The sequence below is a fragment of the Pedobacter yonginensis genome, assembly GCF_003173595.1.
Taxonomy (GTDB): domain Bacteria; phylum Bacteroidota; class Bacteroidia; order Sphingobacteriales; family Sphingobacteriaceae; genus Pedobacter; species Pedobacter yonginense.
The window spans coordinates 179,261-196,801 of record NZ_QGNZ01000004.1 but is presented as its reverse complement, the minus strand read 5'-3'; the positions used below and the strand labels follow the sequence as shown (position 1 = coordinate 196,801).

Sequence of the window (17,541 nt, the reverse complement as noted above, 5' to 3'; positions counted from 1 at the left end):
AATTTAGGATTGTTAGCTCGCCAACTACATCAACACGTTGGAAATTTAGCGCTCGTTACAAAATGATGATTAACTGCTTTACAACCAAATAAGCAGCCAAAACAAATAGGAAAATGGCTATCGATTTGTTTACCAATGTGCTGCTTAAAGCAAATTTCTCTTGTATGTAGGTTGCAAAATGAGCATATAAATACAATGCACCAGCAGAACCAAAACCCGAACCTAAAGCGAACACAACCAGCGATAGATAATCCGTTTCAATCCATTGATGAAGGATGACGTAATTGCCAAAAAATAACCAGAAAGGAATTTGAACAGGATTTAAAACCCCCAAAATCAATCCATATAAAACACTTCCACTACGCTTATCTTCCTTTTTGCTACTCGTTTTAGGCACCTTTTTTCTATTGCGCCAGGTAATGGTTCCCATAACCAAGAACATCAAAATCATAAAGCAATCAACCAAAGTACCCAATCGCACTTCGCTCACCGCCTCATTCGGATTAATATCACTCATCGCCCAACGGGCAAACCGCATCATGCCGAAAGTAAAACACACTTCCACGCACGAAAACGACAGAATAAAATACCATACCTGGCGCATGCCTTTATTAATGGCAAGTTGTGCAACGGTTAAGTTAATGTTGCCTGGGGGGATGTAGCCCATGGCATTGAGCATGATGCCTATGAAAAACGTTAAAAAAAGCATTGCCGAAATTATGGATTAAAATTCAAATGGGTTGCTAAATATTTGCCTGTGTAAGATTTTTTTTCCTTTGCCAGGTCTTCTGGAACGCCTTCAAAAACGACATGACCGCCCCCATCACCACCTTCCGGACCAATATCAATTACCCAATCCGCACATTTTATCATATCCATATTGTGTTCGATAACCAAAATGGTATTGCCTTGCTCAATTAGAGTGTTTAAAGCTTTAAGGAGCTTCTTAATATCGTGAAAGTGTAAACCCGTTGTAGGCTCATCAAAAATGAACACCGTTTTGTTGGCGTTGTTCCCTTTAATTAAGAATGAGGCCAATTTAATCCGCTGCGCTTCACCGCCTGATAGCGTATTGGACGATTGCCCTAAATGCACATAGCCCAAACCAACATCAACAAGCGGATTTAATTTATTCAGAATTTTTTGTTCATCCTTAAAGAAATCAACAGCCTCATCAATGGTCATGTCTAAAATTTCAGATACATTTTTTTCTTTGTAGGTAACATCCAAAACCTGCTGTTTAAAGCGTTTGCCACCACAAGCTTCGCAAGGCAAATAAATATCAGCCATAAACTGCATTTCGATTTTAACCTCTCCTTCACCTTGGCAAACATCGCAACGTCCCCCCTCTACATTAAAAGAAAACGCAGCAGGTTTTAAGCCCGCGGCTTTGGCAGAGGCTAGATTAGAAAATAATGCACGAATATCATCCCAGGCTTTAACATAAGTTACTGGGTTAGATCGACTAGAACGACCGATGGGATTTTGATCGACCATTTCTACAGCACTCACCAAATCATAATTACCGAAGATGCCATCATAAGCACCCGTTTGTTCCCCAGCGTAATTGCCAATGGCCTTTTGCAAAGCCGGATATAAAATCTTTTTAACCAAACTGGTTTTACCAGAACCAGAAACCCCGCTCACTGCCGTGAAAACCCCTAAAGGAAACTTCACATCTACATTTTTTAGGTTATTCTCCCTAGCGCCTTTTATTAAGATATGGTCTTTCCATTTTCTTCGTTTTTCTGGGATGGCAATATGCTCTATACCAGCTAAGTACCTGCCAGTTAAGCTCTTTTTATCTGTTAAAATTGCTTCGTAATTGCCACTAAATACCAAGTTACCACCATGCGTACCTGCCTCTGGCCCAATATCAATGATGTGATCGGCTGCACGCATCATTTCTTCCTCATGCTCTACCACAATCACTGTATTTCCTACATTTCTTAACGAAACCAAAACCTCAATTAGCTTATTGGTATCGCGAGGATGCAGGCCTATACTAGGCTCATCTAATACATAAATAGAACCAACCAAACTACTTCCCAGCGAAGTTGCCAGATTAATCCGCTGCGATTCTCCACCAGATAGCGTGTTTGATAATCTATTAAGTGTTAAGTAGCCTAAGCCCACATTATTCAAATACAAGAAACGATTGTTAATTTCGGCTAATAATCGCTTAGCTATTTTCGCATCGTTCTCATTCAGTTGCAACTCATTAAAGAAAATTAACGCTTTTGCCAAAGGCATCAACACCACATCTATGATAGATTTCTCCGCAATTTTTACGTATGAGGCATCCTTGCGCAATCGAGATCCCTTGCAATCTGGGCAAGTGGTCTTTCCGCGGTAGCGCGATAACATAACACGGTATTGTATTTTGTAAGTTTGCTCTTCCAGTTCTTTGAAAAAAGCATCTAGTCCAACAAAGTATTTATTTCCGCTCCAAAGTAACTGCTGTTCCTTCTCCGTTAAAGCACTATAGGCCCTATGTATGGGAAAATCGAATTTTGGTGCAGCTTTAATAAAATTCTGCAACCAAACGCCCATTTTCTCTCCTCGCCAAGGTGCTATGGCATTATCATAAACACTTTTGCTTTTATCTGGGATAACTAAATCCTCATCAATTCCAATTACGTTTCCATAACCTTCACAACGCTTACAGGCACCATATGGATTGTTAAAGGAGAAAAAGTTTGGCGTAGGCTCTTCAAAGCGCATACCATCCAATTCAAACCGATCGCTAAAGTGCTTCGTAACCCCTTCAGCTTCAACATAACAATCTCCTTTGCCCTCAAAAAATGCAGTTTGTGTAGAATCCGCCAATCGGCTTAAAGTTTCCTCTTCTTTATTAGTTACAATTCGATCGATTAGTATTTGAACCGTTTTATCGTCAGTTAATTCAGCATCTTTAAAATCAGAATCATCTAAAACCGTTTCTATTTTCTCAATTTTATTCTCAATCAGAACCCTTAAAAAACCTTTCTGTAATAAGATGGCCAGCTCCTCTTTAATTGTTCGATTGTTATGCGGATATAATGGGCAAAAAATGGTAACCGTTGTATCTTCGGGCATTGCACCCACATAATCAACAACCGTACTTACCGAATCTTTTCTAACTTCTTTTCCTGAGATGGGTGAAATCGTTTTCCCGATTCGGGAGAATAAAAGTTTTAAGTAATCGTATATTTCTGTAGAAGTACCAACAGTTGATCGTGGATTGGAAGTAATTACCTTCTGTTCAATCGCAATGGCAGGTGCAATACCTTTAATGTAATCTACATCTGGTTTGTTCATTCGCCCCATAAATTGGCGCGCATAAGACGATAAACTTTCCACATAACGACGCTGACCTTCAGCATATAGAGTATCGAATGCAAGAGATGATTTACCCGAACCCGACATGCCAGTAATAACCACCAATTTATTTTTTGGAATGGCAACATCAATATTTTTTAGGTTATGTACGCGGGCACCTTTTATGATTATATTTTTATGCGGATCTTTTTCGGCTTCGTTTTTGCTCATGTATTATCAAGAATATAAATATAAACCCCAGTGATTTACAAGGGTTTTAAAAACATACAAAAATAGGGTACTGAGACGGTTAATTTATTTTTTAACATTTTATTTTTTGTTTTTTGATAAAAAAAACACTTTCTTTGAATATTAACAACCTCAGAACCAAACTAACAACATTCAAAAACATAGGAGATCAGCTATAGAAATTAAACATCTACAAATTAATTTTTAGCAAATAGTACGGGATTTAGTGTAGGTAAACCTATGAATTTACAATCATATAATGATCAGGACCTGGTAAAGTTATACATTACCGGTGACGAGAATGGATTGCAGGAACTTTTACGAAGACATAAAAGCAAAATTTATACTTCTATCTACTTATTGGTTAAAGACCAATATTTGGCGGAGGACATTTTTCAGGATGCTTTTATCAAGGTAATTAATACGTTGCGATCAGGAAGATATAACGAGGAAGGCAAATTCTTACCTTGGGTAATGCGTATTGCGCACAACTTAGTTATCGACTATTTCAGGAAGGAGAAAAGAACTCCAATAATTACGAGTTCTGATGGAATGGATGTATTTAATATGCTACACTTTTATGATGAGAGTGCAGAAGAAAAAATGCTCCGAGATCAAACCCATAAAGATTTAAAAGCAATGATTCATTTATTGCCTGATGAGCAAAAAGAAGTGCTTCTGATGCGTCATTACGCCGATTTAAGCTTTAAAGAAATAGCCGATTTAACTGAGGTAAGCATTAATACCGCTTTGGGCCGTATGCGTTATGCATTGAGCAACTTGCGCAAAATGCTCAAGACTAAGGAAATGACATACAAGGGGTAATAAAAAAGTTACAAAAAATGTTTTTGCGATTGAAATAAAGCATAGCAACTATCGTTAAGTTTATAAAACAAAAACATTTAGTTGCTTATGACAAAAACCTCTACATCAAAAACAAATGTAAACTTACCAACCCAAAACATGTTTCAGTCAACAACTGATAATGAATCTGATGCGGATATCGACTTATTTTACGACCAAATCAAAAGTAAGTTAGATGGGCTGTTAACAAATCCTCAAGATGAAACCATCAATAGGATTTTAGCTTACAGCAAATCGAAGTAATTTTACAAGAGCTACAAAGCTGTCTTACAAAGTGAGACAGCTTTTTTTATGCCCCATGCCCACTCAATCGTCCCAAAACATCCTATACCCATCACGATTATTATCATGGAGATGAACTACACCTCAACGCTCCTCCAATAAATCTTGCTTGGCCTTCAGATTTAGCCAAAGATATCTCAATTCTCAAAATGGCTTGAATTTTACAATTCTTGGGCTCAGAAAGTGTTACCTTTACATAGTGTATTTTTAACACTAAGCATCCCTATGAATAAAAATTTAATCCCACTAACTTTAGGAGGTTTAGGCATCGGAATAACAGAATTTGTTATGATGGGCTTACTTCCTGATATTGCTAAAGATTTGAAGGTAAGCATCCCACAAGCGGGTCACTTGATATCTGCCTATGCGCTTGGCGTGGTAATTGGCGCACCTTTGCTCATCATGATCGCTGGGAAATACCCTCCAAAAAAGATTTTGATTGCCCTTATGGTTATGTTTACTGTGTTTAATGCGTTTTCTGCCTTTGCTCCAACTTTCGATACCTTATTTATCGCCAGGTTACTTTCCGGTTTACCTCATGGCGCATTCTTCGGCGTTGGTTCTGTAGTTGCCAGTCGCATTGCCAAAAAAGGTAAAGAAGCACAAGCAGTTTCGCTCATGTTTATGGGCTTAACCATTGCAAACGTAGTGGGCGTACCTTTAGGAACATTTATCGGACACAATTTTTCTTGGAGAATCTCATTTGCTGTTGTCGTTCTTGTAGGCCTAATTACTTTATTAAGTTTAAAATTATGGCTTCCTGCACTAGAGGCCACAAAAAATCGCGATTTAAAAGCAGAACTCAGCTTTTTTAAAAAGAAAGAAGCGTGGATCATCATCGCCATGATTTCCATTGGCACAGGCGGATTGTTCACCTGGTATAGTTATATCGCACCACTAATGACAGATGTTGCAGGTTTTTCTGCATCAAATGTAACCTATATTTTAATGTTGGCTGGCTTGGGCATGATGGTGGGTAATTTTATCGGTGGAATCCTCGCCGATAAATACTCCCCCGCAAAAGCTTCTGCTTCGCTACTAATTGTGATGGTGATTACCTTAACCATTGTACACTTTGTTTCGGGTAATCAGGTATTGGCACTCGTAATGACATTCATTACAGGTGCAGTTGCATTTGCCCTCGCCGCGCCCATCCAAATGTTAATGATCCAAACTGCAAAAGGCTCAGAAATGCTCGCTGCATCTGCCAGTCAGGCCAGTTTTAACATCGGCAACGCGTTAGGTGCATTTTTTGGTGGCCTGCCACTAGTTTATGGTTTTGACTACACATCTCCTGCTTATGTAGGTGCAGCTATGGCACTTGTTGGGTCGATGTTTGCATTATGGTTAATTAAAACAAATGGTTCAAAAGCTTTACAAAACAATCCCTCTGTTGTAAAATCTGAGTATGTAGGCATACATTAAAAGTCTTATCAAGTCAAGATTTGGTGGGTCAGCCACCAACTGAGGCCTAAGCGTTTAAATTTTTGGAAATGAACGTTTTGCGTTTCATCGGCTACGGTTGTCCCGCTTTTCATTACAAGGCCCGATGAAGAATCGGGCGCTTTTCATTTCAATCGCGTTTATTATTAACGGTTGGTGCTGGGCTTACCGTTGTTATTAAACCCGAGCATAGCGGCATCCCCCAATTTTTATTGGGGATATAGCGGAGCGTGGGACTGCATTTTCAAAAGAATTACTGAACGTTCATTTTCAAAAAATAGATTTACTAGGGTATTGGATTTGGCGGGTCAGCCACCAACTGAGGCCTAAGCGTTTAAATTTTTGGAACTGAACGTTTTGCGTTTCATCGGCTACGGTTGTCCCGCTTTTCATTACAAGGCCCGATGAAGAATCGGGCGCTTTTCATTTCAATCGCGTTTATTATTCACGGTTGGTGCTGGGCTTACCGTTGTTATTAAACCCGAGCATAGCCGCATCCCGCAATTTTTATTGGGGACATAGCGGAGCGCGGGACTGCATTTTCAAATGAATTACTGAACGTTCATTTCCTAAAAAAATAGATTTACAAGGGGTATCGGCTTTCGTGGATCAGCAATCGACCGGAGCGCTAAGCGTTTAAATTTTTGGAAATGAACGTTTTGTGTTTCATCGGCTACGGCTGTCCCGCTTTTCATTACAAGGCCCGATGAAGAATCGGGCGCTTTTCATTTCAATCGCGTTTATTATTCACGGTTGGTGTAAGGCTTACCTTTGTTATTAAACCAGAGCATAGCGGCATCCCCCAATTTTTATTGGGGATATAGCGGAGCGCGGGACTGCATTTTCAAAAGAATTACTGAACGTTCATTTCCAAATGATAAAATTTGATTTGATTTTAGTCCAGCAATCACCATCTAAAGAACGGGGGGGTACCAACAAAGCACAGACTAATAAAAAACGAACAGATTTCTTTTTGCTTGCTATATTTGCCAATGCTTAAAAAAGAACGCTATAAACTTTTTGTAGAACATTTTTCGGCCAAGCAGCCAGATGCGGAAACCGAATTGCATTACAATAACCCCTATCAGCTTTTAGTATCGGTTATTCTTTCGGCTCAGTGTACCGATAAGCGTGTAAATATGGTTACACCTGCTTTGTTCCAACGTTTCCCGAATGCAAAGGCACTGGCAGAGGTAACGCCAGATATTGTTTTTGATTATATAAAAAGCATCAGTTATCCGAACAATAAAGCCAAGCATTTAGTGGGGATGGCGAATATTTTAATTAACGAATTTAATGATGTGGTGCCATCGGATGTTGATGACTTGCAAAAAATGCCTGGCGTTGGACGCAAAACAGCCAATGTTATTGCCTCAGTAATTTACAATGCCCCTGCTATGGCGGTAGATACACATGTTTTTAGGGTAGCCAACCGTTTAGGCTTAACCAATGGAAAAACACCTTTGGCTGTGGAGAAAGATTTGGTTAAACATTTGCCACAGCAGGATATTCATATTGCACATCATTGGCTTATTCTTCATGGCAGATACGTGTGCGTGGCTAGGAGTCCGAAATGTGCGGTTTGCGAAATCACCCATATTTGCAGATATTTTGAACGGCTAAGAGCTCAAAATGAACGAGATAAACACACGGCTTAAATTATTTTCGTTTTGCTATTGACATTAGTTAAAAAACCATTAACTTAGCTAAATATTTTAGTATTATACTTATAAACATAAAAGCATATTAGCCGATAATCAATTATATTTGCGCAATCAAAATGAAAAAAGAAATGAGTACTGCGAATCCTGACAAACTGAAAGCCCTACAATTAACATTAGATAAGTTAGAAAAATCTTACGGTAAAGGCACCATAATGAAATTGGGTGATACCGCTATCGATCCTATAGATTTTATATCTACAGGTTCTATTAGTTTAGATATAGCCTTGGGCATTGGTGGTGTTCCGAAAGGTAGGGTGATTGAAATTTATGGCCCTGAATCATCAGGTAAAACCACCTTAGCAACTCATATTATTGCAGAAGCACAGAAAAAAGGAGGAATTGCTGCATTTATTGATGCGGAACATGCTTTCGACCAGTTCTATGCAAAGAAATTAGGTGTAGATACCGATAACCTTTTAATCTCTCAACCAGATAACGGGGAGCAGGCTTTAGAAATTGCAGATAACTTAATTCGCTCTGGTGCAATTGATGTGATTGTGATTGACTCCGTTGCCGCATTGGTACCTAAGAGTGAAATTGAAGGTGAAATGGGCGACAGTAAAATGGGTTTACATGCGCGATTAATGAGTCAGGCTTTACGTAAATTAACCGGTACAATCTCTAAAACCGGATGTTGCTGTATCTTCATTAACCAATTACGTGATAAAATTGGTGTGATGTTTGGTAATCCTGAAACAACAACTGGTGGTAATGCCTTAAAGTTTTATGCGTCAGTTCGTTTAGATATTCGTCGTATTTCTCAAATTAAAGATTCTGACGAAGTGTCTGGTAACCGCGTTAAGGTAAAAATTGTTAAGAACAAAGTTGCTCCACCTTTCAGAATTGCGGAATTTGACGTGATGTTTGGAGAAGGAATCTCTAAAAATGGAGAGATTGTAGATTTAGGTGTAGATTTTGGAATTATCAAAAAAGCAGGTTCATGGTACTCTTACGGAGACACTAAATTAGGGCAAGGTAGAGATGCTGTAAAACAACTGCTAAGTGATAACCCCGAATTAGCTGATGAATTAGAAGTTAAAATTAAAGCCGAAGTTACAGGCGATAAATTAGAAGAAAAATAGATTTCCAAAAGCATACGAAAGGACTGTGAATGAAATTCATCGGCCTTTGAGGCAAGCAGACTAGATTTGCCGCGTACATGTTTAGAATCAAAAAAGGCAATTTTCAATAACGAAAATTGCCTTTTTTGGTATTTAATTTCTTCTGATGATTTAAAATTTAAATTTCAGTCCGTTAAGCCATATTTCGATAGATTTTCGAAACGTCAATCAGATTAAACGCCTGATTATTTATCTTGACTGAATACAGCATCAAAATCTTTAGTCACAAATACAATCACCAGCAGTGCAGCAACGAGCAGTACTCCGAGTACAATAATACCCCAGCTTCCTTTGAGCTTGTTTTTGTCTTTTCTAATTAGCCAATATAAAATTCCTGTTAGGGGGATGGCACAAACAATCCAAAATACTAACGATGCTCCACTCATATGTAAAAAAATCTATTATTAATTCATGTAAAAAGCCAGATCTATAATCAACTAGAACTCCATTCTGGCCATTGGAGAAACCTCTTGCCCAACAAAATCTCCCTTAAGAAACTTTTGGTAGCCCGCAATTGCAATCATCCCCGCATTATCTGTGCAATACTGAAAAGCAGGGATATAAACTTTCCAACCCTCTGTAACAGCAACATCTTGCAGTTTATTTCTTAAACCAGAGTTGGCAGACACACCACCCGCTATGGCAATTTCATTAATGCCATATAGTTTAGCAGCTTTTTTTAACTTATTCAATAAAATCTGTACGATGCTGTATTGCACGGATGCACAAATATCATTTAAATTTTCGGCAATAAAGTTTGGATGCTCCTGTTCCTGTTTTCTGATAAAATATAAAATGGAGGTTTTAAAACCACTGAAACTAAAATTCAAGTCTGGAATTTGCGGAACAGCAAATTTGAATTTCTGTGGATCGCCTAATTGAGCATACTTGTCAATTAATGGTCCACCTGGATAAGGCAATTGCAAAATTTTGGCCGTTTTATCAAAGGCCTCCCCCGCTGCATCGTCTAAAGTTTCGCCAACAATTTCCATATCAAAGTAATCTTTAACCAAAACAATTTGAGTATGCCCACCCGATACCGTTAGGCATAAAAATGGAAAATTGGGTTTCGGATCGTCAATAAAGTGCGCCAGGATGTGCGCATGCATATGATTGACAGAAATTAAAGGTATATTTAAGGCTAAAGCAAAAGATTTGGCGAAAGAAACACCAACCAAAAGCGAACCTAATAAACCCGGGCCACGTGTAAAAGCTACGGCGTTAATGTCCTGTTTTGTAACTTTAGCATTTAATAGAGCTTGGTGCACAGCAGGCACAATATTTTGTTGATGTACCCTCGAAGCCAATTCGGGGATTACACCACCATAATTTTGATGAATTGTTTGGTTTGCAATAACATTGGCAGTAATTTTGCCGTTGTTACATATGGCAACCGAAGTATCGTCGCAAGAGGACTCTATAGCAAGTATAACAGACAAATTATTAATATTTAAGCTGCAAAATTATTAAAAAACTATTTAAAATACTCCTTTGGGTAATTGCATCAATAATTTTGCTGCTTGCGCTAATTATATTTTCCCTACAATTTAAGCCAGTTCAAACTTATGTTGCACAAAAAGCAGCCGCATATTTATCAAAGGAGCTTAATACCACTATTAAAATTAAAAGCTTATACATTAAGCCTTTCAAATCCATCGTGCTCGAAGATTTACTCGTACTCGATTTACAGAAAGATACCTTGCTAAGCACCCCACAATTTATGGTTGACATTAATCAGTTATCCATAGATAAAAAGATAATTGACATTAATACCATTCAAGTTAACAACGGACACTTTTTCCTAAAGGATTTCAAAGATAATTCTTCTAATCTTGATTTCATCATCAATTACTTCGATAGCGGTAAACCTACTGTAAAGAAACCGAAGAAAGAGCCTTATAAAATCGATTTCCGCCGAATCATTTTGAATAAAATGAGTTTTAAATATAAAAACTATAAGGCAAAAGATTTATCGCAAGGAAAAAGTGTAAACTTCGATAATGTTGATGTTAAGGAGCTAAGCGGAATTTTTGAAGGTTTAGACACCAAAACCCACCTATTCAAAACCAACATCAAAAACCTAACCCTAAAAGAAAGAAGTGGTTTTTATTTAAAAAACCTTACTGCTTTAACCACTGTAGATAGCAATGCCATTGAACTTAAAAATTTGTTATTGGAAACGAGCCAAAGCCGATTGACAAACTATTATCAAATGCGCTTTAATAGCTTTAAAGATTTTAACAAATACATCGACAATGTGAGGATGAAGGCTGTTTTTAAGGACAGTCACCTTAGCTCTAGAGATGTAGCTTTCTTCGCTCCAGAACTGAACGAAATGAAGTTGGACTTGGATATAGACGGGCAAATCACGGGATTGGTTAATAATCTGAAGGCTAAAAAGTTATCTATCAAATCTGGCAAGGCCACTTACATCAAAGGCGATTTCATTATAAAAGGACTTCCTAAATGGAAAGAAACTTTTATGGATTTGAATATTGAAATGGCAGGAACAAACAAAACCGATTTGGATGAGGTTTTGGCAGGCATTACAAACAGTAAGAAAAAACTGATTCCAAGCATTGTAAACAAATTTGGCAATATCAATTTTAATGGAAGCTTTACGGGTTTCCAAAATGATTTTATCGCCTACGGCGAGTTCAAAACGAAATTAGGCCGCTTTGTATCGGATGTGAACATGAAAATCGACAAGAATGATGTTCCTTCCTATACCGGAAATATCAAAACCTACGATTTTAACATCGGTAATTTGCTGGATGAAAAAAGCTTAGGCAGAATCAGTTCTTCACTATATGTTAAAGGGCGTGGCACAGAACTGAAAAACTTATCTGAAAACATTAATGGAGATGTAACTTACATCGATTTTAACAATTACAGATATAGAAATGTAAAAATTGATGGGACGTTTAACAAAAAATACTTTGATGGAAAACTCAGCATCAACGATAAAAACGTTAAACTGGTGTTTGATGGAGGGGTGAATTTAAACCCAAAACTTCCAGTATTTAATTTTAAAGCAACCATTACTAAGGCAAAATTAAAGGCACTTAAACTGCTAAAAGATTCTTTGATGGTTGATGCAAAATTTAGCACCAACTTCTCCGGAACAAACTTAAACAACATTGAAGGGAAACTCCTAGTTCAAGAAATACGACTTCAAAACCCGAAAGGAGTTTACGAGGTAGATTCAGTGCAGCTGCTTGCAAAAGGAAGCGGCGCAAATCGGAATTTGACCATCAAATCTGACATTTTAGATGCCAGCGTAAGTGGCGAATATGATCTAAACTCAATTGGCTCCTACTATAAGGCCATTGCAAAAACCTATGTTCCATCGCTCAAAGCCGATATTTTTAAATATAAGAACCAAATTTTTCAATTTAACCTGCAAATTAAAGATTTTGAACCATTGGCTCAATTCATTTCGCCGGGACTACAATTGGACGATGGCGCCCTGTTTATCGGCGATTTTGATAGCAGAAACAACAAGGCAACTCTGAGTGGCTTTGTTAAAACCTTAAAATTTAATGGTGTTGTGGTAAACAACATCATTTTAGATGAGAATACCACCAAAGAGCAGCTTCAATTAATTGTTACTTCCGATCGCGTTCAAATTAACGACAGTTTATTTATTAAGGATGTGAATATTTCGAACATTCTGCGCAACGATAGCTTGGCCTTTAACGTTAAAATGTCTAATTCTGATGATGCCAATCAACTGGATTTGAACGGTTTGGTAGAGTTTACAAAGAACCAAGACACTACCGCTCGGTTGAGTATTTTGCCATCCATCCTCAAAATTAATAGCGAAGAATGGCGCATCCAAGAAAAGGTACGTATCGTTCTAAATAATGGAAAAACACAAATCACCAACTTCGATTTAACCAATGGCAAGCAGCAGATTACCGTTGACGGTTTAATTTCAGATGATCCTAACGATTTAATGAAGATTGGTTTTAAAGACTTTAGCTTAAAAACACTTAACCCTTTTACCAAAGGTTTTGGGGTAAGCTTAGCCGGAAATGCGAATGGAACAACCAATTTGTATGGAATTTTAAAGTCGCCGAGGGTAAATGATGATCTAAAAATAGATTCGTTAAACTTCAATAACATTTACATCGGCACTTTAACCGATACCTCATCTTTCGATAATGAAAACAATAAAATAAATGTTTTCACCAGAATTATGGCCGATGGAGACGAAACTTTTAAACTCACCGGAAATTTGGATTTAAAGGAGAAAGACATCGATTTAGAAATCAAGATGAACGACAGCAAACTGACTGTTCTTGAGCCTTTTGTAAAAGAATTAGTGTCTAATTTGAAAGGTAACATCTCTTCAGATTTGACGATTAAAGGTAAATTTGATAAGCCCGAAATTAACGGAACACTTTCGCTTGATAAAGGTCAGCTCATGGTTAATTATTTAAAAACCACCTACGTTATTACCGATGAAGTTAAGGTTGAAAATAGCGTCATTAGCTTGGAAGATTTTGAACTGAACGATTTAGAAGGGCATAAAGCCATAGCCAATGGATCGGTTGATTTAAACGACATTAACTACCCCGATTTAGATGTGACTTTGAATGCCAACAACTTTTTGGCTTTAAACACTACCGCCAAAGACAACTCTGTTTATTACGGAAAGGCGTATGGTACAGGTGTGTTTAAGTTTACAGGGCCCACCAATAAAATGAAAATCGACATCAAGGCGAAGACTGAAAAGGGAACGATTTTCAACCTTCCTTTAAATAGCTCGGAAACCGTATCTGATAAAGATTTTATCAATTTTATCAGCAGAGACTCGGCTACCGTGGTTAAAAAGAAAACGAATTTTGAAGGTCTAACGCTTACGTTTAAACTTACTATTGATCCGAATACCACTGCCAATATTTATACTACACTGGGTAATTTAAGTGGTAAAGGTAGCGCAGAGCTTAACCTGAACATCAACAGCTTGGGCGATTTTGAAATGTCTGGAGATTACATTATTGAAACGGGTAGTTTCGATTTTACGGCTCAAGAGGTTATCAACAAGAAATTTGATATTAGACAGGGCGGCACAATTAGGTGGACTGGTAATCCAACCGCAGCACAAATCAATTTAAAAGCGGTTTATGCCTTGAGGGCAAATTTAAATGAGTTGTTTAAGGCCGCTAATAGGGATGCGAGTAGTAATGCTAACCAAAGGGTAAATACGGAAGTTGAAATGGGTTTAACGGGCTTGCTCTTAAAACCAGATATTAAGTTAGACATTTATTTTCCTTCTCAACCTGCCATAAAAGAGGAGCTGCAAACCTATTTCAGCGACCAGAACAACCTGAACTTACAGGCCTTTAGTTTAATTATTAGAAGAAGCTTTGCACCAGGAAATGGTGGCGAATCTATTGGAAACCAATTACAGTCTACGGTGTCGAGTACCGCAACGGAGCTCGTATTTAACCAATTCAACAATGTTTTATCGTCGCTGAACTTAAATTTTGTGGATTTAAACGTAAGATCGTTGAGTGAGGCGAATGCATCATTTAAGTTTTTCAACGATCGTTTGATTATCAATGCTGGTATTGTAGATCGAAACAGTTTGAATGATTTAACCATTATCGATTTTTCCAAAAATGTAGGTAGTGAGGTAGAAGCCTTATTTTTAATTAAGAAAGATGGTAGCCTAACCGGAAAGGTGGCTAACAAACCGCCAACACAGCAGAGTATTTTCTTAAATAGTGGGATTAGCCCAACGGCCAACGTAACCTCATTTGGTTTGGTTTACACCCAGCAGTTTGATACATTTACAGAGTTTATTCAGAAACTTTCTGGTGCTTATCGTAGAAACTTAAAAAGAAAGCAGGCCGAGCAGCCGGTTAAAACCAATAAGGCGATTACTAAGGATGCGATTATAAATCAAACTAAGGGCGGCCCAAGAAGGTAAACTGAGCCATTAGGATCATGTAATGATAAAGGGCTTTGAGCCTAGCGTAGAAGCCTGGTATGTATGTTCACTTTAGAAATTTTAAATTTATTTGGGCGTTTTAACACGTTGTCCGCTATATCTTTTTGGCAGAAAAAGCCAAAAAGGATGCCGCTTCCATCGTTAACGCGGGCTAACCTTTGTTCCTAAACCTGATTGGACGGAAAGCCCCAATTTTTCATTGGGCTTGGAGGTAAAGCAGGACTGAAATTGCCAAGAACCACTGAACGTTAATTTCAAAATAATTTAATGCTAAAGTATTGAAACTAGCTTCTTATAATAATTTGGGCGTTTTAACACGCTGTCCGCTATATCTTTTTGGCAGAAAAAGCCAAAAAGGATGCCGCTTCCATCGTTAACGCGGGCTAACCTTTTTTCCTAAACCTTATTGAACGGAAAGTCTCAATTTTTCATTGGGCTTCGAGGTAAAGCAGGACTGAAATTGCCAAGAACCACTGAACGTTAATTTCAAAATAATTTAATTCTAAAGTATTGAAACTAGCTTCTTATAATAATTTGGGCGTTTTAACACGCTGTCCGCTATATCTTTTTGCCTGAAAAAGCCAAAAAGGATGACGCTTCCATCGTTAACGCGGGCTAACCTTTGTTCCTAAACCTGATTGGAGGTAAAGCAGGACTGAAATTGCCAAGAACCACTGAACGTTAATTTCAAAATAATTTAATTCTAAAGTATTGAAACTAGCTTCTTATAATAATTTGGGCGTTTTAACACGCTGTCCGCTATATCTTTTTGGCAGAAAAAGCCAAAAAGGATGCCGCTTCCATCGTTAACGCGGGCTAACCTTTGTTCCTAAACCTGATTGGACGGAAAGCCCCAATTTTTCATTGGGCTTGGAGGTAAAGCAGGACTGAAATTGCCAAGAACCACTGAACGTGGATTTCCAAATAATTTAATACTAAAGAATAGAAATTTATGTTTCCAATAATTGTGGCGTTTTAACACGCTGTCCGCTATATCTTTTTGGCTGAAAAAGCCAAAAAGGATGCCGCTTCCATCGTTAACGCGGGCTAACCTTTGTTCCTAAACCTGATTGGACGGAAAGCCCCAATTTTTCATTGGGCTTGGAGGTAAAGCAGGACTGAAATTGCCAAGAACCACTGAACGTTGATTTCCAAATAATTTAATGCTAAAGCATTGAATACTAGCTTCTTATAATAGTTGTGGCGTTTTAACACGCTGTATGCTATATCCTGAACCAAGGCCTTGAATTGGACTAGCTTTGATTTGGCAATAGATTAGCCTTGCCAAATCATTATCCTTTCATGATGGAATGACCCATTTTATCTCTTTTGGTTTTTAAGTAACGCTCGTTGTGTACGTTGCTTTCGATTTCGATGGGAATGTTTTCTACAACTTCTAAGCCATAGCCAATTAAGCCTGCTCTTTTGGTTGGATTGTTGCTCATCAAGCGCATTTTAGAAACGCCTTCTGATCTTAAAATTTGTGCACCTACGCCATAATCGCGTTCATCGCCTTTAAAGCCTAACTTAATATTGGCTTCTACGGTGTCGAAACCAGCATCTTGCAAATTGTATGAGCGTAGTTTGTTAATTAACCCAATGCCTCTACCTTCTTGATTCATATAAACTACAATGCCTTTGCCTTCTTTCTGAATCATTTCTAAAGCTTTGTGTAGCTGTGGCCCACAATCGCAACGGCATGACCCGAAAATGTCGCCTGTAACACATGAACTGTGTACACGGGCCAATATTGGTTCGTCGATGGTCCATTCGCCTTTAGAAATGGCTAAATGGGTTGCGCCATTATCCAATTGGGTGTAGGCGGTCATTTTAAAATCGCCCCAAGCGGTTGGCAAATCGATGGTGACTTCGGGTTTAACCAAGCTATCCATGTTTAACCTATAGGCGATTAAATCTTCGATAGATATAATTTTTAACTGATGTTGTTCGGCTATTTTAAGCAAATCGGGCAGGCGAGCCATTTCCCCGTCTTCTTTTAAAATCTCGACAAGCAAACCTGCTGGTTTCATACCTGCTAAGCGGGCTAAATCTACTGCGGCTTCTGTATGTCCTGCTCTTCTGATTACACCACCATCTTTGGCGATCAATGGAAAGATGTGGCCTGGTCTGCCCAGTTCTTCCGGATCGGTATTTGGATTAACCAGTGCTAACATTGTCTTGGAGCGATCGCTAGCTGAAATTCCTGTGGTACAGCCATGTCCAACCAAATCTACAGAAACTGTGAAATTGGTTTCGTAAGCTGCTGTATTTTTACCAACCATCAACGTAAGGTTCAATTCTTTACAGCGCTCTTCGGTTAAGGGTGCGCAAATTAAACCACGCCCGTAAGTTGCCATAAAATTGATCACTTCTGGTGTTGCGTTTTCTGCTGCAGTTAAAAAATCGCCTTCGTTCTCTCTGCCTTCATCATCTACAACGATAATCACTTTACCGGCTTTGATATCTGCAATAGCTTCTGGTATGGTATTTAATTTTGTTTGCATGTTATGGAAACACTAATATTTGATTGTTGGAGTCGCTAGTTTTTATTCAATCGAATGGCTATAAACTGGAACAATTTAGCTTATGCAAAGGT

11 protein-coding genes are annotated in these 17,541 nt (G+C 38.2%); 6 read left to right on the top strand and 5 right to left on the bottom strand.

Features of this window, described 5'->3' with window-relative positions; all coding sequences use genetic code 11:
• Positions 1-55: 55 nt before the first annotated feature.
• Both DHW03_RS15780 and uvrA read right to left on the bottom strand, forming a co-directional pair.
• Positions 56-709 (bottom strand): LysE family transporter, encoded by a 654-nt coding sequence (locus DHW03_RS15780; protein ID WP_109926815.1) that lies wholly within the window; start codon positions 707-709, stop codon positions 56-58.
• An 8-nt stretch (positions 710-717) separates the two neighbouring features.
• Positions 718-3,531 (bottom strand): excinuclease ABC subunit UvrA, encoded by a 2,814-nt coding sequence (gene uvrA, locus DHW03_RS15775; protein ID WP_109926814.1) that lies wholly within the window; start codon positions 3,529-3,531, stop codon positions 718-720.
• A 258-nt stretch (positions 3,532-3,789) separates the two neighbouring features.
• Here uvrA and DHW03_RS15770 point away from each other — a divergent pair, with 258 nt between their 5' ends.
• The 5 genes from DHW03_RS15770 to recA all read left to right on the top strand — a co-directional run bounded on the left by DHW03_RS15770 (position 3,790) and on the right by recA (position 8,944).
• On the top strand, positions 3,790-4,374 hold the full coding sequence (locus tag DHW03_RS15770; protein WP_109926813.1) for an RNA polymerase sigma factor: 585 nt from the start codon (positions 3,790-3,792) through the stop codon (positions 4,372-4,374).
• Positions 4,375-4,461: 87 nt separating this feature from the next.
• On the top strand, positions 4,462-4,656 hold the full coding sequence (locus DHW03_RS15765) for a hypothetical protein (protein ID WP_109926812.1): 195 nt from the start codon (positions 4,462-4,464) through the stop codon (positions 4,654-4,656).
• Positions 4,657-4,920: 264 nt separating this feature from the next.
• On the top strand, positions 4,921-6,120 hold the full coding sequence (locus DHW03_RS15760) for an MFS transporter (protein ID WP_109926811.1): 1,200 nt from the start codon (positions 4,921-4,923) through the stop codon (positions 6,118-6,120).
• Positions 6,121-7,130: 1,010 nt separating this feature from the next.
• On the top strand, positions 7,131-7,796 hold the full coding sequence (gene nth / locus DHW03_RS15755; protein ID WP_109926810.1) for an endonuclease III: 666 nt from the start codon (positions 7,131-7,133) through the stop codon (positions 7,794-7,796).
• A gap of 134 nt (positions 7,797-7,930) precedes the next feature.
• Complete coding sequence (recA, locus tag DHW03_RS15750; protein WP_109927214.1) at positions 7,931-8,944, top strand: recombinase RecA; 1,014 nt, start codon at positions 7,931-7,933, stop codon at positions 8,942-8,944.
• A 224-nt stretch (positions 8,945-9,168) separates the two neighbouring features.
• Here recA and DHW03_RS15745 read toward each other — a convergent pair whose 3' ends face one another.
• Together DHW03_RS15745 and tsaD are read right to left on the bottom strand one after the other, a co-directional pair.
• Positions 9,169-9,369 (bottom strand): hypothetical protein, encoded by a 201-nt coding sequence (locus tag DHW03_RS15745; RefSeq protein WP_109926809.1) that lies wholly within the window; start codon positions 9,367-9,369, stop codon positions 9,169-9,171.
• A 51-nt stretch (positions 9,370-9,420) separates the two neighbouring features.
• Positions 9,421-10,422 (bottom strand): tRNA (adenosine(37)-N6)-threonylcarbamoyltransferase complex transferase subunit TsaD, encoded by a 1,002-nt coding sequence (gene tsaD, locus DHW03_RS15740; protein ID WP_109926808.1) that lies wholly within the window; start codon positions 10,420-10,422, stop codon positions 9,421-9,423.
• A gap of 74 nt (positions 10,423-10,496) precedes the next feature.
• Between tsaD and DHW03_RS15735 the strand changes: the two genes are divergently transcribed.
• Entirely contained in the window at positions 10,497-14,924 is a 4,428-nt protein-coding gene (locus tag DHW03_RS15735; protein WP_109926807.1) for a translocation/assembly module TamB domain-containing protein, read from the top strand.
• A 1,313-nt stretch (positions 14,925-16,237) separates the two neighbouring features.
• On the opposite strand, the gene DHW03_RS15730 is transcribed toward DHW03_RS15735, so the two are convergent.
• On the bottom strand, positions 16,238-17,449 hold the full coding sequence (locus DHW03_RS15730; RefSeq protein WP_109926806.1) for a bifunctional 3,4-dihydroxy-2-butanone-4-phosphate synthase/GTP cyclohydrolase II: 1,212 nt from the start codon (positions 17,447-17,449) through the stop codon (positions 16,238-16,240).
• Positions 17,450-17,541: the final 92 nt, after the last annotated feature.